The organism is Pseudomonas sp. NBRC 111138, assembly GCF_001320835.1.
GTDB classification, from domain to species: domain Bacteria; phylum Pseudomonadota; class Gammaproteobacteria; order Pseudomonadales; family Pseudomonadaceae; genus Aquipseudomonas; species Aquipseudomonas paracarnis.
Genome location: NZ_BCBO01000161.1, coordinates 1 through 25,495, shown reverse-complemented (window position 1 = coordinate 25,495; position 25,495 = coordinate 1). Strand labels below are relative to the sequence as shown.

19 protein-coding genes are annotated in these 25,495 nt (G+C 61.0%); 14 read left to right on the top strand and 5 right to left on the bottom strand.

Translation table 11 applies throughout. The annotated features are described in order from the left end of the window. Positions 1–1,014 (bottom strand): retention module-containing protein (locus APH41_RS26650; protein WP_054922451.1); only part of this gene is annotated, 1,014 nt, incomplete at its 3' end. A gap of 339 nt (positions 1,015–1,353) precedes the next feature. Between APH41_RS26650 and APH41_RS26645 the strand changes: the two genes are divergently transcribed. The 11 genes from APH41_RS26645 (at position 1,354) to APH41_RS26595 (ending at position 16,684) form a co-directional block, all read left to right on the top strand. After that, positions 1,354–2,709: a TolC family outer membrane protein gene (locus tag APH41_RS26645; RefSeq protein ID WP_034125411.1), complete on the top strand. Its 1,356-nt coding sequence runs from the start codon at positions 1,354–1,356 to the stop codon at positions 2,707–2,709. Positions 2,710–2,750: 41 nt separating this feature from the next. Then, the gene (locus APH41_RS26640) at positions 2,751–4,907 is read left to right on the top strand and encodes a type I secretion system permease/ATPase (RefSeq protein WP_034125412.1); all 2,157 of its coding nucleotides are present in this window, start codon (positions 2,751–2,753) and stop codon (positions 4,905–4,907) included. Then, positions 4,897–6,261 carry an HlyD family type I secretion periplasmic adaptor subunit gene (locus APH41_RS26635; RefSeq protein WP_014716369.1) on the top strand — a complete coding sequence of 455 codons (1,365 nt, stop codon included), beginning with the start codon at positions 4,897–4,899 and terminating at the stop codon, positions 6,259–6,261. Before APH41_RS26640 ends, APH41_RS26635 begins: the two co-directional genes overlap by 11 nt. A gap of 213 nt (positions 6,262–6,474) precedes the next feature. Beyond that, positions 6,475–7,347: a TauD/TfdA family dioxygenase gene (locus tag APH41_RS26630; RefSeq protein WP_156359096.1), complete on the top strand. Its 873-nt coding sequence runs from the start codon at positions 6,475–6,477 to the stop codon at positions 7,345–7,347. A gap of 60 nt (positions 7,348–7,407) precedes the next feature. Beyond that, the gene (locus APH41_RS26625; RefSeq protein ID WP_054922447.1) at positions 7,408–8,328 is read left to right on the top strand and encodes a LysR family transcriptional regulator; all 921 of its coding nucleotides are present in this window, start codon (positions 7,408–7,410) and stop codon (positions 8,326–8,328) included. 227 nt (positions 8,329–8,555) lie between these two features. Next, entirely contained in the window at positions 8,556–10,091 is a 1,536-nt protein-coding gene (locus tag APH41_RS26620) for an MFS transporter (RefSeq protein ID WP_054922445.1), read from the top strand. 15 nt (positions 10,092–10,106) lie between these two features. Continuing rightward, positions 10,107–11,165, top strand: a complete 1,059-nt coding sequence (locus APH41_RS26615) for an HlyD family secretion protein (RefSeq protein ID WP_034125416.1) — start codon at positions 10,107–10,109, stop codon at positions 11,163–11,165. Continuing rightward, on the top strand, positions 11,162–12,607 hold the full coding sequence (locus tag APH41_RS26610; protein ID WP_054922442.1) for an efflux transporter outer membrane subunit: 1,446 nt from the start codon (positions 11,162–11,164) through the stop codon (positions 12,605–12,607). Before APH41_RS26615 ends, APH41_RS26610 begins: the two co-directional genes overlap by 4 nt. A 74-nt stretch (positions 12,608–12,681) precedes the next feature. Beyond that, the gene (locus APH41_RS26605; RefSeq protein ID WP_054922440.1) at positions 12,682–13,191 is read left to right on the top strand and encodes a sigma-70 family RNA polymerase sigma factor; all 510 of its coding nucleotides are present in this window, start codon (positions 12,682–12,684) and stop codon (positions 13,189–13,191) included. Beyond that, positions 13,188–14,138, top strand: coding sequence for a FecR domain-containing protein (locus tag APH41_RS26600; protein ID WP_054922438.1), 951 nt, complete (start codon positions 13,188–13,190; stop codon positions 14,136–14,138). The genes APH41_RS26605 and APH41_RS26600 overlap by 4 nt, the downstream gene beginning before the upstream one ends. 92 nt (positions 14,139–14,230) lie before the next feature. Beyond that, positions 14,231–16,684, top strand: a complete 2,454-nt coding sequence (locus tag APH41_RS26595) for a TonB-dependent siderophore receptor (RefSeq protein WP_054922436.1) — start codon at positions 14,231–14,233, stop codon at positions 16,682–16,684. 62 nt (positions 16,685–16,746) lie between these two features. On the opposite strand, the gene APH41_RS26590 is transcribed toward APH41_RS26595, so the two are convergent. From APH41_RS26590 to APH41_RS26575, 4 genes are all read right to left on the bottom strand, one after another. After that, positions 16,747–18,003, bottom strand: coding sequence for a type II toxin-antitoxin system HipA family toxin (locus APH41_RS26590; RefSeq protein WP_256220344.1), 1,257 nt, complete (start codon positions 18,001–18,003; stop codon positions 16,747–16,749). Continuing rightward, positions 17,945–18,304: a helix-turn-helix transcriptional regulator gene (locus APH41_RS26585; RefSeq protein WP_054922434.1), complete on the bottom strand. Its 360-nt coding sequence runs from the start codon at positions 18,302–18,304 to the stop codon at positions 17,945–17,947. The genes APH41_RS26590 and APH41_RS26585 overlap by 59 nt, the downstream gene beginning before the upstream one ends. A gap of 205 nt (positions 18,305–18,509) precedes the next feature. Continuing rightward, positions 18,510–19,214: a DUF3142 domain-containing protein gene (locus tag APH41_RS26580; RefSeq protein WP_054922432.1), complete on the bottom strand. Its 705-nt coding sequence runs from the start codon at positions 19,212–19,214 to the stop codon at positions 18,510–18,512. Continuing rightward, positions 19,211–21,373, bottom strand: a complete 2,163-nt coding sequence (locus APH41_RS26575; protein WP_054896850.1) for a hypothetical protein — start codon at positions 21,371–21,373, stop codon at positions 19,211–19,213. The genes APH41_RS26580 and APH41_RS26575 overlap by 4 nt, the downstream gene beginning before the upstream one ends. Before the next feature lie 193 nt (positions 21,374–21,566). Here APH41_RS26575 and APH41_RS26570 point away from each other — a divergent pair, with 193 nt between their 5' ends. The 3 genes from APH41_RS26570 (at position 21,567) to APH41_RS26560 (ending at position 24,998) form a co-directional block, all read left to right on the top strand. Continuing rightward, the gene (locus APH41_RS26570; protein ID WP_054922430.1) at positions 21,567–23,147 is read left to right on the top strand and encodes a glycosyltransferase family 39 protein; all 1,581 of its coding nucleotides are present in this window, start codon (positions 21,567–21,569) and stop codon (positions 23,145–23,147) included. Between the two features lie 32 nt (positions 23,148–23,179). Then, positions 23,180–23,425 carry a DUF2789 domain-containing protein gene (locus APH41_RS26565; RefSeq protein WP_054922428.1) on the top strand — a complete coding sequence of 82 codons (246 nt, stop codon included), beginning with the start codon at positions 23,180–23,182 and terminating at the stop codon, positions 23,423–23,425. A gap of 100 nt (positions 23,426–23,525) precedes the next feature. Next, entirely contained in the window at positions 23,526–24,998 is a 1,473-nt protein-coding gene (locus APH41_RS26560) for a Fic family protein (RefSeq protein WP_054922426.1), read from the top strand. Positions 24,999–25,495: the final 497 nt, after the last annotated feature.

Below are 25,495 nucleotides of genomic sequence, written 5' to 3'. Positions count from 1 at the left end.
GTTGTTGTAGACGTCGTTAGCTGGCGTATCTACGACAACGCTGCCTGTCGACTCACCGGCTTTGATAGTGATCACCGAGCCATTGCTCAAGGTGACATTCACCGGCGTCTGCGCCGGGTTGGTCAAGGTGGCGGTGTAGGTGATTTGACCGCCTTCGGTCACGGTCGAACCAGCCGTTAGAGTGACCGTGGTGGTGTCGATGGTGTCGGTGATCTGCGTCACGGCCGGGTTAGGGTCGATGGTCAATACCAGGTTGCCGCCACCGGTGGTGCCCGTAACGCCCACGCTGATCTGGCTCGGGTCGTTGTACGGGGTGTCGTTGGGCGCCAAGGGTACGTTGACCGTACCGGTCAGTTGGCCTGACGGGATAGTAATCACCGCGCCATTGGACAAGGTGACGGTAAGGTCGCTGCTGGATGGCCGCGTCACGGTCGCGGTGTAGGTCAGCACACCACCGGCTTCGGTGATGGTGGGGGTTGCGCTCAGGGACAGGGTCGAAGGCTGCAGCACCAGGTTGCCCGCGTCAGCGGAGCCTGGGGCACCGGTCAGCGCGTTGAGAGCCGAAGTGCCCTGACCAAGCGTACCGGTGGGGAAGCCGATGGTCGGATCGACACGGCCGGCGGTCGCGTCCAGCACCACGAAGCTGTGGCCACCCCCGGCTGCGCCGTTACCGGCAGCGTTTGCGCCGGCGGCGGTGGCTTCCAGGTCGGTGGTCGGGTCGGCGCCAGCGGCGATGGCTTGTTGCAGCTCGGCAACCGATGGCGCGGCTTGCTCGCTGGCAGCGGCGAGGTCGAGGCTGGAGTCCGGCAGGTCGGCGCTCCACTGGGTGTCACGGCCCAGGTCCAGAATGCGACCGTCGGCCAGCTCCAGGCTCACGGCGCCCGACATACCGGTGTCGATCTGGTCGCCCGCGAACAAGCGATCACCTTCAACGAGTACGCGCCGAGCACCTTCCGGAGAAATAACGAAAACTTGACCAACAATGCTTTTGACGATGGCAACAACACTGCTCATTAAAATTTTCTCCGGCGATCCGTTTCGACAAATTCCATTTCGCAGCGCGCTATTAGGGCTGCCAATTGGGAGGGCGTAGTCTATATATGCATTGACGTCAAATAATTGGCTAGATTTTTTAGCTATCTAGTTAGTGCCAAACTATTGACCTTAGGGCCGCCATCCTAAACAATCGGCCCCGTAATGTCACATTGATATTTATGCGGCGAACCGTCCTACATGTGTGTGAAGCAGTTCCGCTTTTTGAACTTTCCGACGTACGGTCATTACGGTAGCCATTATCCGACGCAGCGGTGCCAATCGCTGTGATTTGAGACAAGAAGTCCTAGGGAATTTTAAATGCGTCTGCACCTGTTCAAGGCAATACCGTTCGTTCTCGCCGCCAGTTTCGTACAAGCCCAGACACTGCCCCAAGCCATGCAACAGGCATTGGATGTACACCCGGAAATCCAGGCAGGTGTTAACAGCCGCATCGCTGCCGATTACCAATTGCGCGCCGCACAAGGCGGCTACCTGCCGCGTGTCGACCTGAACGCCGGTTACGGCCGCCAAGGAACCGACAACGCCACCACCCGCGCCAACAATCCTGGCGGCAATCACTGGGACACGCTCAACCGCGGTGAATCCAGCCTGCGCCTGCAGCAAATGATTTTTGACGGTTTCGCCACCTCCAGCGAAGTCGGGCGTCAACAAGCCAACGTTAATTCCCGCGCTTACTCTTTGCTCGGGACTTCCGAGCGCACCGCGCTGACCGTTGCCCAGGTTTACCTGGAAGTATTGACCCGTCGTGAGTTCGTACGCCTGGCCGAAGATAACCTGCGCAACCACGAACGCATCTACGACCAGATCAAGTTGCGCACCGAGCGCGGCGTCGGCAACGGTGCCGACCAGGACCAGGCCGAAGCGCGCCTGGCCCAGGCCCGTAACAACTTGATCACCGAGCAGACCAACCTGGCCGATGCGCAGGTCAACTACCTCAGCGCCGTCGGCCAGATGCCCGACGAACTCGAGCGTCCGGCCCCATTCATGGCCATGCTGCCGGCAGACCTGAATGAAGCGCGTCGCCAGATGCTCGACAACAGCCCGATCCTGCGTTCGGCCGAGTCGGATATCTCTGCCGCCGAGAAGCAGTACGACGCCGCCAAGTCCAACTTCTATCCGCGTTTTGACGCTGAATTGGGTACCAACGCCGACAACAACGTCTCCGGTGATCCCAACCACAGCAATGGTTGGGAAGCCATGGTGCGCATGCGCTTCAACCTGTTCGCCGGTGGTAGCAACAAGGCCGACCTGCAATCGAAGTCCTACCAGGCCAACCAGGCGCTGGACATCCGTAACAATGCCTTGCGCCAACTCAATGAAGAACTAGGCTTGGCCTGGAACGCCCTGAACAACGCCAATGCGCAATTGCCGGTCGCCCAGCAGTACGTGGATCACAGCACCCGCGTACGCACGTCCTACCAGCAACAGTTCAGCCTTGGTCAACGTACGCTGTTGGATTTGCTCGACAGCGAAAATGAATTGTTCACCGCTTCCCGCCGCCTGGAAGAAATCAAGAACATTCAGTTATTTACTCAGTACCGAATCAAGGCGACCATGGGCGAATTGCTCAAGAGCCAGGGAGTGGTTGCACCAATGGCCTCCGTCGTGCAGAACGACGTGAAACCTAAAGTCCAACTGCCTGGGATGAATTGAGCCACCCCAATAGCCCCATCTGTTAGTCGAGAGTGCCCCGCGTGGAACCTGAAGTCAGTCGAGTTCATCTCAGTCATGATCCACGCGCACTGCACGACGACCCGTTACTCGACGGGTTGTTGGCGCTCTGCGCCCTGCATCAAAAACCGGCCAGTGCGGCCATGCTCACCACCGGCCTGCCGCTGCCTTCGCAACGCTTGAGTGCCGAACTGCTGCCGCGTGCCGCTGCACGGGCCGGGTTGCAAGGCCGGCTGCTGCAACGCAAGTTGGAGCAGATCCCGACCATTGCACTGCCGGCGCTGCTGTTGCTCAAAGACGGTCGCAGTACCGTGCTGGTGGGCTGGGAGGGCGAAGATGAAGCGCGGATCCTGCTCAGCGAAAGCGACGGCGGTGAAGTGCTGATCAAGCGCGAAGCACTGGCCGACGACTACATCGGCAAAGTCTTCTTTGCACAGCCGCAGCACAAGTTCGACGTCAACCACGGCAGCCTGATTCCGCGGGCGCGCTCGTGGTTCCGTGACACCCTCATGCGTTCACGCTGGCTCTACACCGACGCCATCGCCGCCAGCTTCCTGATCAACATCATCGCCATGGCCGCGCCGCTGTTCGTGATGAACGTGTACGACCGCGTTGTGCCGAACCAGGCCACCGCCACCCTGTGGGTGCTGGCCGTGGGCATCTGCGGTGCCTACCTGTTCGACCTGATCCTCAAAAGCCTGCGCAGCCTGTGCCTGGACCTGGCCGGTAAAAAGACCGACCTGATCATCTCGGCCACGCTGTTCGAGCGCATCGTCGGCATGTCCATGAAATACCGCCCGGCGCGGGTCGGCAGCTTCGCGCAGAACATCCATGAGTTTCAAAGCCTGCGCGACTTCCTCGCGTCGCTGACCCTCACCAGCCTGATCGACTTGCCGTTTACGCTGCTGATCTTCCTGGTCATCGCCATTCTCGGCGGGCACCTGGTGTGGATCCCGGTGCTGGCGTTCCCACTGGCCCTGGGCATCGGCTACGCCTTGCAAAAGCCCTTGGTCGCGACCATGGAACGCACCATGGCGCTGGCCGCCGAGCGCCAGTCGAGCCTGATCGAAACCCTCGCCGGGCTTGATGCGGTCAAGGTCAACAATGCCGAGAGCGAGCGTCAGTACGGCTGGGAACAGACCATCGGTACCCTGAGCCGGCTTGAGCTTCGGGTGAAGTTGCTGTCGGGCCTGTCGATGAACATGACCCTGCTGATCCAGCAACTGGCCGGCGTGATCATGATCGTGTTCGGCGTGTACCAGATCATCGACGGCAACCTCAGCATGGGCGGCCTGATTGCCTGCTACATGCTCAGTGGTCGTGCCTTGAGCCCGTTGGCCTCGCTGTCGGGCCTGCTGACGCGCTATCAGCAAGCCAAGGTCACCATGACCTCGGTGGACCAGATGATGGAGCTGCCCCAGGAGCGCAACTTCGAAGAGCGCCCCATGAGCCGTCGCACCCTGCAAGGCGCCATCGAGTGCCGGGGCCTGAACTTCACTTACCCGAACCAGCAGAACCTGGCGCTGAAAAACATCAACCTGGTGATCAAGCCAGGGGAAAAAATCGGCATCATCGGCCGCAGCGGCTCGGGCAAAAGCTCCCTGGCCAAGTTGATCGTCGGCCTTTACCAACCCGACTCCGGCTCCTTGCTGGTGGACGGCGTGGACGTGCGCCAGATCGACGTGAGCGAGCTGCGCCACAACATCGGCTATGTCGCCCAAGACATTCAATTGCTGGCCGGCACCCTGCGCGACAACCTGGTCAGCGGTGCGCGCTACGTCGAGGATGAAATGGTCCTGCAAGCCGCCGAACTGGCTGGCGTGCACGAATTTGCCCGTCTGCATCCCCAAGGCTACGAACTGCAAGTCGGCGAGCGTGGGCAGAACCTGTCCGGCGGCCAGCGCCAGAACGTTGCCCTGGCCCGTGCGCTGCTGCTCAACCCGCCCATGCTGCTGCTGGACGAACCCACCAGCGCCATGGACAACACCGGCGAAGAACGCTTGAAGCAACGCCTGCAAGCCGTGGTGCAAAACAAAACCGTGGTGCTGGTCACGCACCGAGCCTCACTGCTCTCCCTGGTTGATCGTCTGCTGGTGGTCGACCGTGGGCAGATTCTCGCGGACGGCCCGAAAGCCGTGGTCATGGAAGCGTTGAAGAAGGGGCAGATCAGTGTTGCTTAATTCCATCAAGAGTGCGGTCGGCCGCTACTTCAAAGGCTCCGATTCGCTGCAGGGCCAGCCGCTGCCCGAGGTCAACAAGGCGCTGATCGAAGATGCGCCACGGGTCATCCGCCTGACCATTTGGGCAATCATCGCGTTCTTTGTATTTCTGGTGGTGTGGGCCGGTTTCTCCCAGATCGACGAAGTGACCCGTGGCGACGGCAAGGCGATTCCGTCGTCCAAGCTGCAGAAAATCCAGAACCTTGAAGGCGGCATCGTCGCCGAGCTGTACGTCAAGGAAGGCCAGATCGTAGAGGCCGGCGCGCCGTTGATTCGTCTCGACGACACGCGGTTTGTCTCCAACGCCGGGGAAACCGAAGCCCTGCGCCTGGCCATGCAACTGCGTGTCGAGCGTTTGAGCGCCCAGGTGGATGACCGCCCGCTGAACATCCCTGACGAGGTGCTCAAGGCCGCGCCGAGCCAGGCCGCCAACGAGCGCTCCTTGTATGAAAGCCGCCGCCAGCAGTTGAAAGACGAAGTCGGCGGCTTGCAGGAACAACTCGTGCAACGCCAACAGGAACTGCGCGAGTTCACCTCCAAGCAGGGCCAATACCGCAGCCAGTTGTCCCTGCAACGCCAGGAAATCAACATGTCCGAGCCGCTGGTGGCCCAGGGCGCGGTGTCGCCGGTAGAAGTGCTGCGCCTCAAGCGCGCCGAAATGGAAACCCGCGGGCAGTTGGACGCCACCACCCTGGCGATCCCGCGTGCTGAATCGGCGATCAAGGAAGTGCAACGCAAGATCGATGAAACCCGCGGCAAATTCCGCAGCGAAGCCCTGACCCAACTCAACGAAGCCCGTACTGAACTGAACAAGGCCGAGTCCACCGGCCGCGCGCTGGAAGACCGGGTCAGCCGCACCCTGGTCACCTCGCCAGTGCGCGGGATCGTCAAGCAGTTGCTGGTCAACACCGTTGGGGGTGTGATCCAGCCGGGCAGCGATATGGTTGAAATCGTGCCGCTGGACGACACCCTACTGGTAGAGGCCAAGATCCGCCCGCAAGACATCGCCTTCCTGCACCCAGGGCAGGAAGCGGTGGTCAAGTTCACCGCTTACGACTACACGGTCTACGGTGGCCTGAAGGCCAAGCTCGAACGCATCGGCGCCGACACCATCACTGATGAAGACAAGAAGACCACCTACTACATGATCACTCTGCGCACCGACCGCAGCCACTTGGGCACCGATGAGAAGCCGCTGCTGATCATCCCCGGCATGGTTGCTTCGGTGGATATCATCACCGGCAAGAAAAGCATCCTCAGCTACCTGCTCAAGCCGATCATCAAGGCGCGGGCCGAGGCGTTGCACGAGCGTTGATCTTCAGCGCCTGTCCGACCTTATCGCAGGCAAGCCAGCTCCCACATTTGAATGTGTTCACCAATCAGAATGTGGGAGGGGGCTTGCCCCCGGTGAGCCGTCAGCATCACGCTACAGCTCAAACCAAACGCCATATCCATATGCGCTAACGGTATTTAAGCTTCCATCCTTATGCCTATAAATTCACTCCCCTGTCCGCCGGGAATGAATCAAATGTCTGCCACCACCGCCCTCCAAACCTTCGACATCCACCCCTTCCCCGGCAGTGTCGGCGCCGAGATCATCGGCCTGGACTTGTCCCGCCCAGTCAACGAGCAGGACTTCGCCCGCATCCATCGCGCACACTTGGACTACCACGTCATCGTGTTCCGCGACCAACGCATCACCCCCGAACAACAGATCGCCTTCAGCCGCCGTTTCGGCGTGTTGCAGATCCATGTGCTCAAGCAGTTCCTGTTGGCCAACCACCCCGAGATCCTGATCGTTTCCAACATCATCGAGAACGGCCAATCCATCGGCCTGGGGGATGCAGGCAAGTTCTGGCATTCGGACCTGTCATACAAAGAACTGCCCAGCCTGGGTTCGATGCTGCATGCCCAGGAACTGCCATCTGAAGGCGGCGACACTCTGTTCGCCGATATGCACAAAGCCTGGGAGCACTTGCCAGGTCACCTGCGCAACGCGGTCGAAGGCCGCAGCGCCGCGCATTCCTACACGGCGCGCTACAGCGAGACCAAATTCGAAGGCAACTGGCGCCCAATCCTTACCCCCGAACAGCTCGCCCAGGTTGCCGAAGTGGTGCACCCCGTTGTGCGCACCCACCCGGAAAGCGGCCGTAAGGCGCTGTTCGTCAGCGAGGGCTTCACCACCCGTATCGTCGGCTTGCCCGATGACGAAAGCCGTGACCTGCTGGCCCAGCTCTATGCCTACAGCGTGCTGCCGGAAAATATCTACCGTCATCAGTGGCAGCCCCACGACCTGGTGTTCTGGGACAACCGCTCGCTGATCCACCTGGCCGCCGGGTGCCCAAGCCATCTGCGCCGCAAGTTGTACCGCACCACGATTCAGGGTGACGCGCCGTTCTAACCCGATAAAGCCTGCTAGGATTGCGCCCAGTTCACTCCCAACGGACCACGAGTGCTTGGCATGCAACTACCAGACATGAACCTGCTGGTCGCCCTCGACGCGTTGCTCGACGAGGGCAGTGTGGTGGGCGCCGCGCGGCGGATGAACCTTAGCCCGGCCGCCATGAGCCGCACCCTCACGCGTATCCGTGAAGCGGTCGGTGACCCGATCCTGGTGCGTGCCGGCCGTGGCCTGGTGCCGACGCCCAAGGCGCTCGAGTTGCAAGGCCAGGTGCGCAATGTGGTGGAGCAGGCTGCGTTGCTGTTCCGTTCGGCGGACCAAGTCGATCTGAGCACCTTGCGCCGCCGCTTCAGCGTGCGCGCCAATGACTTTTTCATCGGCGTGTATGGCGGGCGACTGTTCGACACCATGGAGCGCATGGCGCCGCTGTGCGAGCTGCGCTTCGTGCCCGAAGGCGACACGGACGATGAAGCCTTGCGCGAAGGGCGGTTGGACTTGCGGGTGAGCAACACCATGCCTGCCAGCCCGGAAGTGAAGGTGCAGAACCTGTTCTCCACCACCTTTGTCGGCCTGGCACGACAAGACCACCCGCTGTTCGACGAAGAAATCACGGCGGCACGCTTTGCCAGCTACTCCCACATCAGCATCTCCCGGCGCGGCATCGCCCGTGGGCCCATCGATACCGCGTTGAATGCCCAAGGCCTGGAGCGCCGTGTGGCCATGATCGCCCCAGGCTTTCACGGTGCGATGTTCATGCTGCCCGATTCCGACCTGCTGTTGCCGGTACCCAAGGAAGCCCTCCTGAGCGCCAAGCGTCTGAACCTGCCACTGCGCGCATTTGCCTTGCCGATTCCACTGCCAACCCTGGTCCTGGCGCAATCCTGGCACCCACGCTTCGACAAAGACCCGGCGCACAAATGGCTGCGTGAAACCATGCGCGAAAGCTGTCATGCCACCTGGCTAGAAGCCCAGCCGGTATAAAGCGAACGCGGATGAATGTGGGAGCTGGCTTGCCTGCGAAGGCGGCGTGTCAGTCACTGAATCTCTTACTGAACTGGCGCTATCGCAGGCAAGCCAGCTCCCACAGGGTTCAGTGTTGATGTTCAAAGTTGCGCCTGGCGCACTTATAACCTGCCAACAAGTAACTTTTTGTCATGAGAGTGCCTGATTAAACTGCTCGGGTATTTCTCATTCCGAGTTACCTGTTCATGACGTCCCTCGCTGCCCCCGTCCTCCAGGCCGCAGCCAAACCTACGGCCCCGAGCCCACCCGTGTTCGGCCCGCGCATCATCATCGGCTTGCTCGGCGTGTTGCTGGCGGTGCTGGTCTCCGGTCTCAACGAGATGGTCACCAAGGTTGCTCTCGCCGATATCCGTGGCGCGCTGTACATCGGCTTTGATGAAGGCACGTGGTTGGTCGCCGCCTATACCGCCACCTCCGTGGCAGCCATGGCCTTCGCGCCGTGGTGTTCGGTGACGTTTTCCCTGCGTCGCTTCACCCTGTGCGCTATCGGTTTGTTCACCGTGCTGGGCATCCTTTGCCCGTTTGCGCCGAACTACGAAAGCCTGCTGCTGCTGCGTACCGTGCAAGGCCTGGCCGGTGGCGCGCTGCCGCCGATGCTGATGACCGTGGCGCTGCGTTTTTTGCCGGCCAACGTCAAGTTGTACGGGTTGGCCGGTTACGCACTGACCGCCACCTTCGGGCCCAGCCTGGGCACGCCGCTGGCGGCGTTGTGGACCGAATACGTCGGCTGGCAGTGGGCGTTCTGGCAGATCGTCGCGCCGTGCCTGCTGGCCATGGCGGCCGTGGCCTACGGTTTGCCACAAGACCCGCTGCGCCTGGAGCGCTTCAAGCAGTTCAACTGGCGTGGCCTGCTATTGGGCTTTCCGGCGATTTGCATGCTGGTGATCGGCTTGTTGCAGGGCAATCGCCTGGACTGGTTCGAATCGGGCCTGATTACCTTCCTGCTGTGTGGCGGCACATTGTTGCTGGTGCTGTTCATGCTCAACGAATGGTCGCAGCCGCTGCCCTTCTTCAACCTGCAGATGCTCGGCCTGCGCAACCTGGCCTTCGCCCTGATCGTGCTGGCCGGCGTGCTGATGGTGCTGACCTCGGTGATCATCATCCCGTCGAGTTTCCTCGCCCAGGTCCAGGGCTACCGGCCGCTGCAAACTGCGCCGGTGATGCTGCTGATGGCGCTGCCGCAGTTGATTGCGCTGCCGCTGGTGGCGGCGCTGTGCAACCTGCGCTGGGTCGATTGCCGCTGGGTGCTGGGCATTGGCCTGAGCATGTTGGTGCTGTGCTGCATCGGCAGCTCGCACCTGACCTCGGCGTGGATTCGTGACGACTTTTATGGCTGGTACCTGCTGCAGATTTTCGGTCAGCCGATGGCCGTGCTGCCGCTGCTGATGCTGTCTACCGGCAGTATTCAACCCATTGAAGGGCCTTTCGCTTCGGCCTGGTTCAATACGGTCAAGGGCCTGGCTGCTGTGATCGCCACTGCGGTGCTGGATACATTGACCACCCAGCGCGGGCATTTCCATTCAACCATGTTGGTGGACCGCCTGGGCAATTCGCCCCTGGCCGACGCTGACGCGCCGGGCCTCGCCCACCGCTTGCACGAGCAGACCGTGGTGCTGACCTCTTCGGATCTTTACGTCGTCATGGCCGGTGTCGCGGTGGCGTTGATCCTGCTGATTTTCTGGATGCCCACGCGGATCTATCCGCCTCGCGCTCCGGCCTGACCTCAAGGACTTTCCATGAAACGCAAAGACAAAATTGCCGTCTCCGTTATTGCTGTATTTGCCGTCGGCGTGCTGGTTTACCTGATTGCGCCGGGCGTACTGGGCAGCAAGCACCAGACCACCAACGACGCCTTCGTCGCCGCCGACTTCACCCTGGTTGCGCCGCGGGTGGCGGGTTTCATCAAGGAAGTACTGGTAGAGGACAACCAGCGCGTCAAGGCCGGCCAACTGTTGGCGCTGATCGACGACCGCGACTTTCGCGCCGCCGCCCAGGCCGCCGATGCCGACACCCTGGTCGCCCAGGCCCAGCTGAAAAACGCCGGCGCGACCCTGGAGCGCCAGAGCTCGGTGATCGCCCAGGCCCAGGCCACCGTGGCAGCAGATCGCGCAGAAGTGGCGTTTGCCGAGCATGAACTGAATCGCTACAACCACCTCGCTGGCGTTGGTGCGGGCACCGTGCAGAACGCCCAGCAAGCCAAGACCCGCATCGACCAGGCTACCGCGCGCCTGGCCAAATCCACCGCCGTGCTGGCCGCCGAACGCAAGCAGGTGGAAATCCTCACCGCCCAGCGCGACGCCGCCGAAGGTGGGCTCAAACGCGCCCAGGCCGCGCTGGAAATGGCCAGTTATCAGCTGTCTTACACGCGCATTGTCGCACCGGTGGATGGCATGGTCGGTGAGCGTGCGGTGCGGGTCGGCGCCTATGTGACACCGGGCAGCAAGATCCTCGCGGTGGTGCCACTGGCCGAAGCCTACGTGGTGGCCAATTTCCAAGAGACCCAACTGTCGCATATGCACGCGGGGCAAGCGGTGCAAGTCAGCGTCGACAGCCTTGACGGCGAACTGCTCAAAGGCCATCTGGAAAGCCTGGCGCCTGCCACCGGGGTGACCTTCGCCTCGGTCAAGCCCGACAACGCCACCGGCAACTTCACCAAGGTGGTGCAGCGTATTCCGGTGAAGATCGTCCTCGAACCGAACCAGCCACTGACCGAGCGTTTGCGCGTCGGCATGTCGGTGGAAGCCAGCGTCGACACCCGGCCGGTCGCGCAACAGCGTGAGGTGGCCCAGCAATGAAACACCTCGCTTGGCTCACCTTGAGCCTGATCAGCCTGAGTGCCTGCACGGTCGGTCCCGACTTCCAGCGGCCCGAGAGCCCGCAGATCAATCAGTGGAGCGAACCCCAGGGCCGCCAGGCCGCCAGCCGCGCCGTCAGCGACCCCTTGCAGGAACGCTGGTGGGACGTGTTCCACGACGCGCAGCTTTCCGCCCTGACACGCCGCGCCCTTAGCGATAACCTCGACTTGAAACTGGCCAGCAGCCGCCTGCAACAGAGCCGCGCCGTACGCCAGGTGACCACCGCCGAGCGTTACCCCAATGTGGATGCCGGTGGCGGCTACCAGCGCAAACGTAACAGTGGCAAAGGTTTGAACGACCCTTCCGGCGAGAATGGCCGCGCAGCCTTCAACCAATGGGACATGGGCTTCTCCGCTTCTTGGGAACTGGACTTCTGGGGCCGGGTCAAGCGCGAAACCGAAGCCGCCGACGCCACCCTGGAAGTCGCCGAAAACGACCGTCGCGCCGTGCTGTTGTCGGTACTGGCCGAGACCGCCCAGGATTACATCCAACTGCGCGGCGTACAAAATACCCGCGCCGTGACCGAGCAAAACCTCGACGTCGCGCGCCACAGCCTCAAGCTCTCGCAACTGCGTCTGGCCGACGGCGTCGCGACCGACCTGGACGTGGCCGAAGCCGCCGCTCAAGTCGCGGCTATCGAGGCGCGCCTGCCGGATTTACAACAGCGCCAGGACCAATTGATCAACGCCCTTAGTCTGCTGATGGGCGAGCCACCCCAGGCGCTGTACGCGCAGCTGTCCAAAGACGCCCCTGTGCCGCAAACACAGCGCCAGGTCGCGATCGGCCTGCCATCGGAACTCGCCGAGCGCCGCCCAGACATCCGTCAGGCAGAGGCTCGCTTGCACGCTGCCACTGCCAGCATCGGCGTGGCCAAGGGCGACTTTTACCCACGCATCACCCTGTCCGGCAGCCTCGGCTCCCAAGCCATGCAGCTCTCGGATTTCGGTTCCTGGGGTTCCCGCGCCTTTGCCTTCGGCCCACAGTTGAGCCTACCGCTGTTCAACGGCGGGCGCCTGCAAGGCATGGTGGATTTACGCGAAGCCCAGCAACAGGAAGCGGCCCTGGCCTACCAGCAAACCGTGCTGCGTGCCTGGCATGAAATCGACGACCAACTGACCCGCTACAACGCCAGCCAACTGCGCCGCAACAGCCTCGCGGAAGCTGTGCGCCAGAACCAAATTGCGCTGACCACCGCCCAACACCAGTACGTCGAAGGCGTGGCGGATTTCGTCAACGTACTCACCGTGCAAAGCGCATTGCTGGCGACTCAGGAACAGTGGGTAGAGAGCTCCACCGGCGTGTCATTGGCCATGGTCGGGCTGTACAAAGCGTTGGGAGGAGGGTGGGAGTCGGTGTATCCGTTGCAGACCGCTGGGCGCTGAGCAACAAAGAGTTTTTGTCAGTCGCCAAATAAGATGTAATGATAATTGCTCTCAATAACACTTCTGAGCTTTTCATGGGCATCGCGACTGACGGCCAGCAACAGCTTCACATCCTGTACCGCGACCATCATGGCTGGCTGCAAGGCTGGTTGCGCAAGCGCCTGGGCGACCGCGAACAGGCCGCCGATGTGGCGCAGGACACCTTCCTGCGCCTGCTGGTGGCCGGGCGTTTTCCGGGTGACAAGGAAAGCCGCAGCTATTTGGCGCAGATCGCCCGCAACCTGGTGATCGACCAATGGCGCCGCCTGCGCATCGAGCGTGCGTACCTGGAAAGCATCGCGCACCTGCCCGAGCCCGAGTCGCCTTCCCTGGAAACCCGCGCGCTGATCCTCGAAACCCTGATGCAGATCGACGCCATGCTCGACCGCATGCCCGACAATGTACGCCGTGCGTTTTTACTTTCGCAGTTCGAAGGCTTGAGCTATGCGCAAATCGCCGTACGCCTGGGCGTCACCGTCAGCTCGGTGCAGAAGTACATGACCCGCGCCATTGTCGCCTGCTACCAGGTGGTGTACGAAGAATGAAACACGACGCGCCTATCGCCCCCGCGATTGTCGAGCAAGCCAGCGAGTGGTTGATGCTGCAATGGGGCGACGAGCTCAAGGGCGAGCAGCGCCAGGCGTTTGCCCGCTGGCAGGCCGCTGACCCGGAACACCGCCGCGCCTGGCAGCGCTTGCAGCAGCTGCAACACACCCTGGGCGGCGTACCTGCCGACAGCGCTCGCGCAGTATTGCGCGACACCCCGGATACCCAACGCCGGGCCGCGCTCAAACTGCTCGGCCTGCTGTTGGTGGCCGGTGGCAGCGGCTACCTGGTGCAACGCAGTGAAACCTGGCAAGCGGCCTTTGCAGAGCTGCGTACCGCCACGGGCGAAATTCGCCATATGACCTTGAGCGACGGCACGCAACTGGACCTTAACAGTGACAGCGCCGTAGACCTGCGTTTCAGTGCTACCGAGCGGCGTATTCGGCTGATCCGAGGCGAGGTCCTGCTGACCAGCGGCCACGACGCCTCGCGCCCGTTGATCGTCGAAACGCCAGCCGGTGATGTGCAGGCGTTGGGCACGCGCTTTGCGGTGCGTGAACTGCCCGACGGCAGCCGCGTGGATTTGTACGAAGGTCGCCTGCGGGTCACGCCGTTGCAGGGTACGCCGGTGCATATGCAGGCAGGGGACAGCCTGTGGTTCAACGCGCGTCAAAGCACCGCGTTGCCGGCAGTGAGCGCCAATGCCGGCAGTTGGACCGAGCACCGTCTGGTTGCCGAGCGCCAGCCGTTGGGTGAGTTCGTGGCGCAACTGAGCCGCTACCGCCCGGGCCTGTTGCGCTGTGATCAGGCGGTGTCGAAGCTGCTGTTGACCGGCGTCTTCCCGCTGAACGACACCGACGCGATCCTGGCGGCCTTGGAGCGTTCATTGCCCGTGCACGTGCAGGCGGTGACCCGTTACTGGGTAACGATCAAGGCGCGGGTCTGAAAATACTTTGTACAGGGCTTGTCGGTTTCTGCGGCCCGTTCGGGATACCTCTTGAAAGCCAATCAAGAAGCGTTCTCACGGGGAGTCCTGCCATGTCGCACCACCCAATCCAACCTTTGGCCCGCGCGCTGCGTCGTGGCCTGTTTGCCGGCCTGCTGGCAACGGCGCCTGTACTGCCGAGCATGGTTCAAGCCGAAGAAAGCACCGAAGCGCTGCGCAGCTATGACATTCCCGCGGGCAGCCTCGACCAGGCGTTGAACCGTTTCGCCAGTGCCTCAGGCATCTTGCTGTCGGTTGACGCATCGCTCACCGACGGCAAGCGCAGCGCCGGCTTGAAAGGGCGTTACGGTGTAGGTTCGGGGTTGCAGCGCTTGCTGGCGGGCAGCGGTTTGGCGGCGGTGCAATCCCAGGGCGGTTGGTCGTTGCAGGCCCTTTCCGGCGACGGAGCCTTGCAGTTGGGCGCGACCCAGATCAGCGGCCGGCAGGAGCAGGAAAGCGCCTGGGGTCCGGTGGACGGTATTGTCGCCAAGCGCAGCGCCTCGGGCAGCAAGACCGACTCGGCGCTGGTAGAAATCCCCCAGACCATCAACGTGATCACCGCCGCCGAGATCAAGGCGCGTGGCGCCCAGAGTGTCACCCAGGCGTTGCTCTACACCCCAGGTATGAGCGCGGGTGGTTTTGCCGACCGAGTCAAACTGTTCGACGAGCCGACGTCACGCGGCTTCTCGCCCACGCCGCTGTACCTGGACGGTCTGCACCTGCCTTATGGCGGTGGCAGCACCGGGGGCGCGTTGCAGATCGAACCGTATTCCTTGGAACGCATCGAAGTGCTCAAAGGCCCGGCGTCCGTGCTTTACGGCCAGAACCAGCCGGGCGGTATCGTCAATATGGTCAGCAAGCGCCCCAGCGAAACGCCGATACACCAAGTGGTACTGGAAGCCGGCACCTACGAACACAAAAGCGCGGCCATCGACCTGAGCGGCCCGTTGGACGAGGAGGGGCAGTTTCTCTACCGCCTGACCGGCCTGGCGAATGACGCGCAAGACGAAATCAACTACGTCGAAAACAAGCGCCAGTTCATCGCCCCCAGCCTCACCTGGCGCCCCAACGACGACACCAGCCTGACCCTGTTCGCCCAGTACCAGAAAGACAAAGGCGTGCCCGAAGCCCAAGGCCTGCCGGCGTCCGGCACGCTGTGGGACAACCCCAACGGCAAGATCAAGCGCGATGTGTTTATCGGCGAGCCGGGCGTCAACCAGTACAACCGCGAGCAATACGTGCTGGGTTACGAAGTTTCCCATCGCCTCAACGACATCTGGACCCTTAAGCAAAACGCCCGTTACGCCGAGGTCGACGACCGCTACACCGCGCCCTTGCACGGCTACCGCTTTGTCGCCAACCCCAACACCGGCGTGCAGGACCAACGCTACCTGCAACGCTTCGGCGTGGACTGGTCGCAGACCAACAAAGTGTTCGGCGTGGACAGCATCGCCCAGGCTGAATTCGACACGGGCGCACTGTCCCACACCTTCATCGTTGGCCTGGACTACTACCATTCCAACTCGCAGTTCCATGGCCTGTATGACCGCAACCCGCCGATCATCGACCTGTTCAAACCGGTGTACGGCCAGCCCTTGAACTTCGGCCAACCGTACCGCTGGGACCGCACCATTACCCAGACCGGCCTGTATCTGCAGGACCAGATCAAGCTGGATAAATGGGTGCTGGTACTCGGTGGCCGCTATGACTGGGCGAATGTGGTGAACAAGGAGCCGATACAGGACACCCGCTTTGCCAGCAAAGACCAGGCATTCACCGGCCGTGCGGGCCTGGTGTACCTGTTCGATAACGGCGTGTCGCCCTTCGTCAGCTATTCGGAATCCTTCCTGCCGCTGGCCGGCACTGATGCGAACCGAAAACCCTTCGAACCCTCCACCGGCAAACAGTACGAAGTCGGCGTGAAGTTCCAGCCGCCGGGCCAGAAGAGCTTCATCCAGGCCTCTGTTTATCAACTGGATCAGGAAAACGTGCTGACCACCAACCCGGTGGACACCACCTTCAGCACCCAAAGCGGCGCCCTGCGCTCGCGAGGTGTTGAACTGGAAGCCAAGGCCGTCTTGAGTGATGCCTGGGACGTGGTCGCCTCGGCTGCGCGCAATGACGTCAAATACACCAAGGACAACGATGGCCGCCAAGGTCGCCACCCGGCCGGCATCTCCCCACTCACCGCCTCGATGTGGGTCAACTACACCGTGCTCGGCGACACGCCCTTGGCGGGGCTGGGTGCAGGGCTTGGCGTGCGTTACGCCCGTCAAAGCCTGGGCGACTACTACGAAGGCGCCTTCAACGTGCCGTCCTACAGTGTCTACGATGCAAGCCTAAGCTACGACCTGGGCGCCTCGCCGCTCAAGCTCAAGGGCGTGAAGCTGGCGATGAACGTGCAGAACCTCAGCAACAAGACCTACGTCTCGCAGTGCACCAGTGATCTGGATTGCTACTACGGGGAAGGACGCACGGTGGTGTCGAGCCTGACCTACGATTGGTAACTTAGCGTTTAGGTGATATTTGCTGCGGCGCGCACCCTTCAAGGGTGCGCTCTGTTGCCGCCCTACACCAGGTCCGCTGCAAATCGTGTACACACATTGGAAAGCATGCGCACCTCGGCACCGCTGCAGCCTGCTGCTTCGAAAAAACCGGAGGCTTCTCGCACGACGGCATACATATCCGTGACGATGGACCTTGCTTCATCGGCCCCCAACCCAAAGCGTTCAGGCGTACTCAGCAAATTACTGACAGACGATAACCGGCCTTCATTGCCGATGATGAGCGCCTGCAAGCCTAGTTGGGTAGGGTGGGGCAACACGTCAAATACTGGCGCAAGGGAATAGCCCGAGGCGCTGGTCAGCAGTAGCCCGGTTTGTTTCAGGTGGTCGTCGCTATTGCCGATGAGCACATTGAAAGCCATACGCTTGTAAAGCTCACGCATGTCAAAGGTGGCATCGTCGCTGACCTTCTTCAATACGTCGGCGATCCTGGAGTAGGAAACGGCACCGTCAGCCGCATCAACCCGCATTCTCGGCTTCTCAGTGCTTACCAGAGAGTTGCAGCTGACATAGTGCTCGCGACCAGCGGCTTCATGTCGGTCAAAACGCTCGACCATCAACACCGGTTTGCCGGCGACCTCTACCAACTTGTGCTTGGCTGCGGGTAGACCTGCTGCATCCGCCATTTGAAGGCTGGCGAATTCCGCCCGTGGCTGGTCGAACACATCGTCGCTACGGCCGAGTTTAGCTATCCATTCCTTGCCTTCATGGGTCACGGTGACCTTCGGCCTGGCGCCGCCCATGGAACTCCCAAACTCGAATAACCGTGCGATTTCCGCAGGCAGGTCGACGTCACCCTTCTCGACTCGATCAAGGCCCACCATGATTTTCTCAAGGTCTTCAAATTGCGGGGGTTGGTGCAGGGTTGGCAGCTGACTTCTTGACGCACTGAACAGCAGGCAACCCACTCCTGCTCCCCGCGAGGCAAGCAGCCATTCAACTTCGTTTTGTGGATGCTGTTTGTGGGTCGCCAGCAGAACACGCCGACCCCAATTATCGGGCGTTGCATCGTCGAGCACACCAAACATGCGCGTCGAGGAATACTGGTTAGGGGTCAGTGGCAAACTCAGCGGGTCAATCGCAAATGCGTCGGGCCGCGCGAGCCAACTGTTGGCGTAGCGAAAAACGAATCCATTCCCATGCATGGCCACCTCGCCAACAGGGACCGGGTCACCGACTAAGTGAGCTGAAAAAACAAAGGCATTACCAATCGGCTTCCAGGACATCGGGTTCTCCTTCAGTGCGAATTCGCTCAGGCTCACGGGCGAGGCTCATGGTAATGCCAACCTGGTCAAGTTCTGGTGACGCAATGCTCGCCATACCTTCTTCCAAGTCCATCGCGCTAAGCACATTCATCAGCACGCCGAGGGATACGCCGGCCTCGCCCTGCCTCAGCCGCTGATACGTCTGCCGCGTAATGCCCGCGCGGCTGCATATGGTGGAGATTTTCAACCGGCGACGAATGCGGGCTATTTCGATACCGTTCCCGATACCTCTCATTAGCTCAGCGCTTCTCTCTGAGATGTACCCTTTGTGCGGGTAGGGCTTCGCTGTCTCTTGCATGATATATCACTCTTTAAAGCAATAAAGGTAACTTATATCATCCAAGCCTCTAAGGCCACCTGCAAAAAACCGGCTCGATGCTAAGGCTTTTTGTAGGAGCGAGCTTGCTCGCGAAAAACTCACAGGCGCCGCGTTCAATCAGGAAACACGCGTTGTCGTTGACGTTTTTCGCGAGCAAGCTCGCTCCTACTGGTGTTACCAAACTTCAAAGGTTCTGCAAAAACACCACATACCCCCGAAACCACTCATTGCCCCGCAGATACCCCGGCTCTTGCCACTCCCCGCCCTGAATCAAGCCAATCTTGAACGGCACGCCCAGCCGATTCATCCGCGGCAAATACGCGGCATAGTCAGGGATGCTGTGCCGCCCCTGATACGTCTGCACCACCACTTCATCCACCACGCCTTTGAGCTGGGCGATGGCGGCCGGGTCGGCGTTGCTGCTCCAGTCCATCAGCCCGGTGATGCTCAGGCGCAGGTCGGCGGGCAGGCGTTGGCGCAGGTCGCGCAGGAAGTCGGCGTATTCGTGCAGGTATTGGGTGCGGGCATCGAAGTCGATCTGGATACCGACCACCGGGTTGCCGGCGTCACGCCAGCGTTGCACCTGGCCCAGCACCTGGGTGTAGACCCGTTCCGGCCAGCGCAGGGTGTGGGCGCGGTACACCACCCAGACGTCGCCTTGAGTAATGCGCGGCACGCTCATGCCCTGGGCGATCAGTTGTACACCGCGCTGGGGTGCGCGGCGCGTGGCGTTGATCTGGCCTTGCAGGATGTACAGGGTTTTTGCCTGCTTGATGACCGGCTGGGGCATGACGCCACTCCACAGCCAGAAGGCGTCGTAGTCGCCTGCGTCAACGGCGCCAAAAGCCGGGCTTGCCAGCAACAGCAAGCCTAGCCACAGCGATTTCACCAGTAGTACTGCAGCGATTTGCCCCACTGGGTATCGGCAAAACCGCTCTTGAGTTGGCGGAACCATGCTTTGCGCACTGCCGGCGCAACGTCTTCGCCGCCGCAGCTGTTGTAGCCGGCCGGCGCGTAGCAGTTGATGGCGCGGAACAACGCATAGGCCTTGTCGGTTTTCGGCGCCTTGGCGTTGGCGATCACCTGTTTGTAGCCGTCCAGGCGCGAGAAGGTTTCACCCTTGAAGTCCGAGGCGGTACTGCCCAGGCTGCCGGCGGCGCGGGGTTGTTCCAACGGCATGCCGTCCAGGCCGTTGCGCAGGATGAATTCACCGAAGCAGTTCAACGCGTGCGGGTTTTTGGCCTCGTTCTGCAGGGTCGCCGCGGTTTGCGCGATGCTTGGGCACGCGTACCCAGATTCGGCCTTGTCGCCGTTCCATTGGAACAGCTTCAAGGTCTGGCCGCTGGTATAGGTGTAGCCCAGGCTGGTGCCGAGTTTGTCGTCAGAGAGCGAGGCCTGCTTGAGGTCATCGGCGAAGGTGGCGTACTGGCCGCGCAGCAGGTCTTTGTAGAGGAGCACGAATTGCGCGCTCTGACGCTCGATCGGGTCGCTGGCGTTGGCGATCTGCTGGCGTAGCAGGTCGGGGCCGGCGACGTTGCGCAGCAGGATGTAGCGCACTTGCTTGGCGCTGATCGGTGAGTCGGCGGCGAACACCTTGGCCAGTTGGCCGCTGCGCTCGTAGTTCATGGCCAATGCCAGCTCCAGCTGGTCACGTTGCAGCGGTTGCTTGGCCAGCGGCAGCAGTTGCAGCCACAGGGCTTCGGCGCCTTTCCAGTCCTGCTTGGCCTCCAGGGCGAGGGCGCGCAGGGTCTGTTGGCTGAAGGCGAAGTAATCCAGGCTCGATGGCACATCCGCAGGCAGGTGCTTCAAGGCCGTGTCGGGTTGGTGCTCGACGTACAGGGCATAGCTGGCTTGCAGGAAGTCAAACAGCGCGGGCTCAGTGGCGAAGGTGCTCTTTTGCTTATCCAGGTCTTCGCGGCTCAACAGCGGCGGGGTGTGGGCCCGCATCGCCATCAGGTCGCTGACCACTTGCAGCATCGGGCTGTTCGCGGCTTTGTTGCCGACCATCAGTAACTTGAGGTCGGCCTCTTCCACCAGTTCGTCCACGCTCACATTGCGCTGGGCGTCGGTGGCCTCGGTGAATTGCCAGGTGAAGTCTTCGGCAAGCTTGGCATCGTCGTTCGCCAGCCAGTGCACACGGCGCAAGAGCCCACGGGCGGAGGCGACGTAATCGCCCTGTGGGTAAGTTTTCAGGTAACCGAGAAAGCCTTGCTCGGCATCGCTCAGGGCCGACTTATCCACATGCTCGCGTTGCGGCATGCCGTATTCGTCGAAGGCTTCGGCCTGGGCCTGATTCAGCGACGTACGCGCAGTCATGTACAGCGCCGTTTCCTTCAGCCACGGCACATCGCTGGTGGCGGCGGCGGCGAACCCGCGCTCGGCGTAATCGAAGCGCCCGCTGTAGAAATCGCCGGCGGCCTGCAAGTAGGTACGAAACAACTGAGCATTGGCCGACGGGGTCAGCTGCGCGTCCACCACCTGGCGGCTCCAGTCACAGGTGCTCAGTAATTGCAGGCGTGCTTTGACCAACACATCGCGCTCGGCGGGCGGCATCTGGGCCTTGATCACCTGGCTGATAAACGCCGTGGCGCTGTCATCGTCATTGCTGCGGCAACGGCTGCCTTCGCCATTCAGGAAGGCCTGGCCTGCGGTCTTGTACTCCTCGCGCTTGATGCCCAGGGGCTGGAGCAGCGTGTCGAGTTCGGCTGTGCGTGAATCGTCAGCCTTGTTGTCAGGCTCCTCATTCGTGGCCGGAGCCGGCACCAGGCGGTACACCGGAAACGGCACCGGGCCGAACCCTTGCGCCAAATCGTCTTCGCCCAAGGCATTGGGGGCCAGGGGCGCTGCTTTCTTGTCGGCCAGCAACAGGCGCAGGTTCACTCGGCTGTCGTTGCCCGGGCTGAGAAAGGGCTGGTTGCTGCAAGGCTCGTAGCTGTCACGCGATACCCGCCAGTCGGGGTAGCACGAGTCGTCAGAACTGGCCTGGGCCGGTAGGGAAAAACCGGCCAGCAGGGCCAGGGCCAGAGGTGACAACAAACCGATGCGCATAACGTTTCCTTGATCCTGAGTCCTTGGAGAAGGGGCAATAATAGCCTGATCCGGCGAGTGCTTCGGTGAAGGCCTACACAAATTGCTGATTTGTCCGATTCCAGCAGCGAGGCCAGGGCTTTTGGCCTAGAGTGGCGGTGTTTGCGCATGCGCAGTGTTTGTCCTGTAAGAGGGCAGTAGTAGCGGAGTCGATATGCGTCGGTCTGTGGTAGAGCAACACGAAAAAGTCGAGGCATTGCCTGCCTTTCATCGCTTGAGCTGGGAGGGCGCCGGCTGGCTCAGCCGTTTATGGTGGGTACCGATCCTGGCGCTGGCCATGGCCCTGCGGTTTTACCACCTCACCTCGGCGGCGATCTGGGGCGACGAAGGCTCCAGCCTGTTGCTCAGCGAATACGCCCTGGCCGACCTGTGGTTTCACGCGGCCCATGATGTGCACCCGCCGCTGTACTTCTTGCTGCTGCGCGGTTGGATCGAGGTGTTCGGCGACAGCATCGGCTCAATTCGCAGCCTGAGTGCGATCCCCGGCGTGGCCGTCGTGGGCCTGGGCATCTGGCTGACACGGCAACTGTCCACCCGACGCGCAGCCGTGCTGGCGGGGATCCTGCTGGTTCTACTGCCCACTGCGGTGCGCTACAGCCAGGAAGTGCGTATGTATTCGCTGCTGGGCGTGTGGCTACTGGGCGCCACGCTGGCGCTGGTGTACTGGGTGAGGCAGCCCGAATGCGCGCGCTATTTGGCTGTGTATGTGCTGCTGATGAGCGCCGGCTTCTATACCCACTACTTCACTGCGCTGTGCGTGCTGGTGCATTGGGCGTACCTGGGGTTGCAGGCGCCGGGTCAGCGCTTGATCACGCGACCTGCCTGGTGGGTCGCCAACGTGGCGATAGTGTTGCTGTATCTACCCTGGCTGCCCAACCTGCTGGACCTGGTGCAGCACGTCGAACAGCTCAAAGTCGGCGGCGACATTGGTTGGGAAGAGCCGGTCAATCTGCTGTCGCTACCGTCGATGGTCTGGCAGTTCCTTTTGCAGGATGACGGTCTCGGCCTGTGGCCGCCGCTGTTCTGGCTGTTACCCCTGCTGCTGGCCGTGGTGGTTGTATCGACGGCCTGGCGCAATAACGCGGCGCGCCTACCGGCACTGTTTTGCCTGCTACCGCTGCTGCTGGTCTATGGCGTGTCCTTTATCTCGCCCGTGTTTATCGAGCGCTACCTCACGGTGTATGCGTTAGGCCTGCCGATAGTCCTGGCGCTTGCCATCGACCGTTTGCCGTCCCGTTTGTCCTGGCTGGGCGTGGCGTTGTTCGCACTGTTTGTTGGCGTAGAACTGCTGGGGTTAAAAAACAACTTCGAGGTGGATGAACACGACCAGTTCAACGTGCCGGTGGAGTTCGTCAATCGCAACTACCAGGAAGGCGACCGCATCGTCCTCAGCGACATGATGTGGTACCTCAGCTACGTGTATTACGACCAGACCGACGCGCAACTTCAGCTCTACACCCCCCCCAAACCCGACGGGACTGCCACTCGCCCGAACGCCTATGGTTTCGGCACACTGGTGGACCAGGACGGTGGCCGCATCTATCTGGACCGCCTCTCAGCACTGCCTGCTCAAACGCGACGGGTATGGTTGATCAGCAGCAACGAAGCCCCGGATGAATTCGCGCCGCTGCCCACCAGTTGGCACGAACTCAGTCGCCAGGACGGCGGTGGCGCCATGGCGCGGTTGTTCGTGCTATGCAACGCACCGGCGCCGCAACCTGAAGGCTGCCGCTAGACTCACTTCAACCTACTTATGAGGAACCCTCCATGGAATCGCCAGTGCACAGCCTACCGGCTTTGTTCAAACAGCTTGGCTTGCCGCACGACCCGGTCAGTATCGAGCAATTTGTCGCCTCTCATTCGCCGCTCAAGCCGGATTTGGAACTGGCGGAGGCGTTTTTTTGGAGCGACGCCCAGAAGGCATTTTTGCGGGAAGAGATTCTGGAGGATGCGGATTGGGCGGTGGTGGTGGATGAGTTGAACTTGATGTTGCGGGGTGGGCGAGGGGTGTAAAAAAATATCCAAATAAGGGCGAGTATGTAAAAAAAAATGGTGAGCGGTAAAAAAAACTGGGCTTTAATCGCCTAAGTGAATTTTTTCTGGAAAGCTCGCCATGCCAACAGTCGGATACGCTCATCTGTGTGAGGCGCTGGGTCTAAAGGTTATCGCACCCTTGAGGACTGCGATGATCAAGCCGGTGACCAGGATTACCTTGATCGGCGACTGCCTGGCAGTTCCCCATTCGGTGGCGCCCGCCCAACATGCGCTGTTTGAGCATGTGTTATTTGCGCTTAAGCATGAAGGCGTGAACCTGGCGATACTTGCCCAGGTGTTTGAACAGCTCGGCCCAGAACCGTTTTTGGACGCGCTGGCCGACTCGCCTAACGGTGCGTTTATCCGAAAAGCCTGTTTTCTTTGGGAAGGCTTTACCGGGAAAATGCTGGATCACACCCTTCCTGTTCGTGGTCGCGTTGTTCCCTTGTTCGATCCCCAGCGCTATGTAACCGGCCCGAGCATTCGCAACAGTCGTTGGCGAGTGGATTTCAACGGTTTGGGCTCTTTGCATTATTGCGCCACCGTAGAGCGAACGCCCGAGCTGGAAGCGTTGTTGGCGCTTGACGTATTAGCTCGCGCCAAATCCTTCATGGCCACTCTCCCACCCGAAATGATGGACCGCGCGATCCAGTGGGCATACCTGCACGAAACCCGCGATTCATTTGCCATCGAAAAAGAACAACCCAGCGAAGAAAAATCCCGTCGCTTCGTTCAACTCCTGCGCCAGGCCCACGAAGGCCGTTTGCTCACCGAGGACTACTTGGTCGAGCTGCAAAACAGCACCATCTCCAATCCCTTTGACAAAGCCGTCGCGTTTCGCCACGAACAGAACCATCTGCACAACGGGTTGCGCGGCGCAGCCGGTGTGAGCTACGTGCCGCCAGCTCCCGCGCTTTGCCAGGAATTGATGGAAGAGCTGATGGCCTTCGCCAACCAGCCCGTGCGAGACGTCGATCCTTTAGTGGCGGCCGCGGTCACCGCTTTTGGTTTCGTCTTCCTGCACCCGTTCATGGACGGTAATGGGCGCCTGTCTCGCTTCCTGATTCACCAGACGCTCTGCCACTACGGCGCACTGGAAAATGGCTTGCTGCTACCGGTCTCTGTCGCCATGAAGCACGAGGAACAAGCCTATCTGGAGGCACTCAAGACCTTCTCCCAGCCGACTCGGGAATTCTGGAACGTCACCTGGCTGGACGCCGACCACATGGCGTTCGACTTCATCGGCCACCCCTCGATCTATCGCTACTGGGATGCGACCCGCTGCGTCGAATTCACCCTGCAAATGGCCCGCCGCGCACTGGAAGTGGAACTGCGCGAAGAAACCGAATTCCTCGACCGTTATGACCAAGTGATCAAAGCGGTGAACCAACGCTACGACGTGCGCGGCAGCGATCTGTCGAAGCTGGTGATGATGTGCCTGGATAACGGTGGGAAGCTTTCCAAGCATCGGCGTAAGCAGTTTCAGTACAGTGTGGCGGAAGAGGTGTTTGGGTTTATTGAGGAGGAGAGCTTGAGGTTGATGGGCGAGTAAGAGGTCATCCAGTCACGCCAGATGAGGCGTCTGAAAAAAAGGAATTCCGTATCTGAGTGATGTGATAAGCGCCTCAGATGTTTTGCGAGAGCACAGTGATGTGCAAATTGTCATGTTTATGGGGGCGTTGGTTTTACAGGCCTCAATTTTTGCATCCTGTGCCATGTTTTTTCTTCAGAAAAAATCAGTCAGGTGGCTTGTCTTTTTTCAAACCCCCTTACGACTTGTGCACATTATTCCCTCCGTTTCGCTCCTGTTGATTGGCGCTCGAGTCTTCCCGCATTACAACGTACTGGCAATGGCTGGATTGATCGGTGCGTCGGAGATTTTAAAAGTCTGGAGCGTGTGGCGATGGAGCAAAAAATGCTGACGCTGACCTAATGTGGGAGCGGGCTTGCCCGCGAAGGCGGCGTGTCAGTCACTGAATATTCAACTGAACCACCGCTTTCGCAGGCAAGCCAGCTCCCACATTTTGTTTGTCGTATGGCGAATATCAG

What these genes read in the sequence shown, in the direction of transcription:
- APH41_RS26630 (WP_156359096.1), top strand. Translation starts at nt 6,475, where the DNA reads ATGTCTGCCACCACCGCCCTCCAAACCTTCGACATCCACCCCTTCCCC.
- APH41_RS26560 (WP_054922426.1), top strand. Translation starts at nt 23,526, where the DNA reads ATGCCAACAGTCGGATACGCTCATCTGTGTGAGGCGCTGGGTCTAAAG.
- APH41_RS26600 (WP_054922438.1), top strand. Translation starts at nt 13,188, where the DNA reads ATGAAACACGACGCGCCTATCGCCCCCGCGATTGTCGAGCAAGCCAGC.
- APH41_RS26645 (WP_034125411.1), top strand. Translation starts at nt 1,354, where the DNA reads ATGCGTCTGCACCTGTTCAAGGCAATACCGTTCGTTCTCGCCGCCAGT.
- APH41_RS26620 (WP_054922445.1), top strand. Translation starts at nt 8,556, where the DNA reads ATGACGTCCCTCGCTGCCCCCGTCCTCCAGGCCGCAGCCAAACCTACG.
- APH41_RS26610 (WP_054922442.1), top strand. Translation starts at nt 11,162, where the DNA reads ATGAAACACCTCGCTTGGCTCACCTTGAGCCTGATCAGCCTGAGTGCC.
- APH41_RS26615 (WP_034125416.1), top strand. Translation starts at nt 10,107, where the DNA reads ATGAAACGCAAAGACAAAATTGCCGTCTCCGTTATTGCTGTATTTGCC.
- APH41_RS26625 (WP_054922447.1), top strand. Translation starts at nt 7,408, where the DNA reads ATGCAACTACCAGACATGAACCTGCTGGTCGCCCTCGACGCGTTGCTC.
- APH41_RS26575 (WP_054896850.1), bottom strand. Translation starts at nt 21,373, where the DNA reads ATGCGCATCGGTTTGTTGTCACCTCTGGCCCTGGCCCTGCTGGCCGGT.
- APH41_RS26585 (WP_054922434.1), bottom strand. Translation starts at nt 18,304, where the DNA reads ATGCAAGAGACAGCGAAGCCCTACCCGCACAAAGGGTACATCTCAGAG.
- APH41_RS26565 (WP_054922428.1), top strand. Translation starts at nt 23,180, where the DNA reads ATGGAATCGCCAGTGCACAGCCTACCGGCTTTGTTCAAACAGCTTGGC.
- APH41_RS26605 (WP_054922440.1), top strand. Translation starts at nt 12,682, where the DNA reads ATGGGCATCGCGACTGACGGCCAGCAACAGCTTCACATCCTGTACCGC.
- APH41_RS26570 (WP_054922430.1), top strand. Translation starts at nt 21,567, where the DNA reads ATGCGTCGGTCTGTGGTAGAGCAACACGAAAAAGTCGAGGCATTGCCT.
- APH41_RS26595 (WP_054922436.1), top strand. Translation starts at nt 14,231, where the DNA reads ATGTCGCACCACCCAATCCAACCTTTGGCCCGCGCGCTGCGTCGTGGC.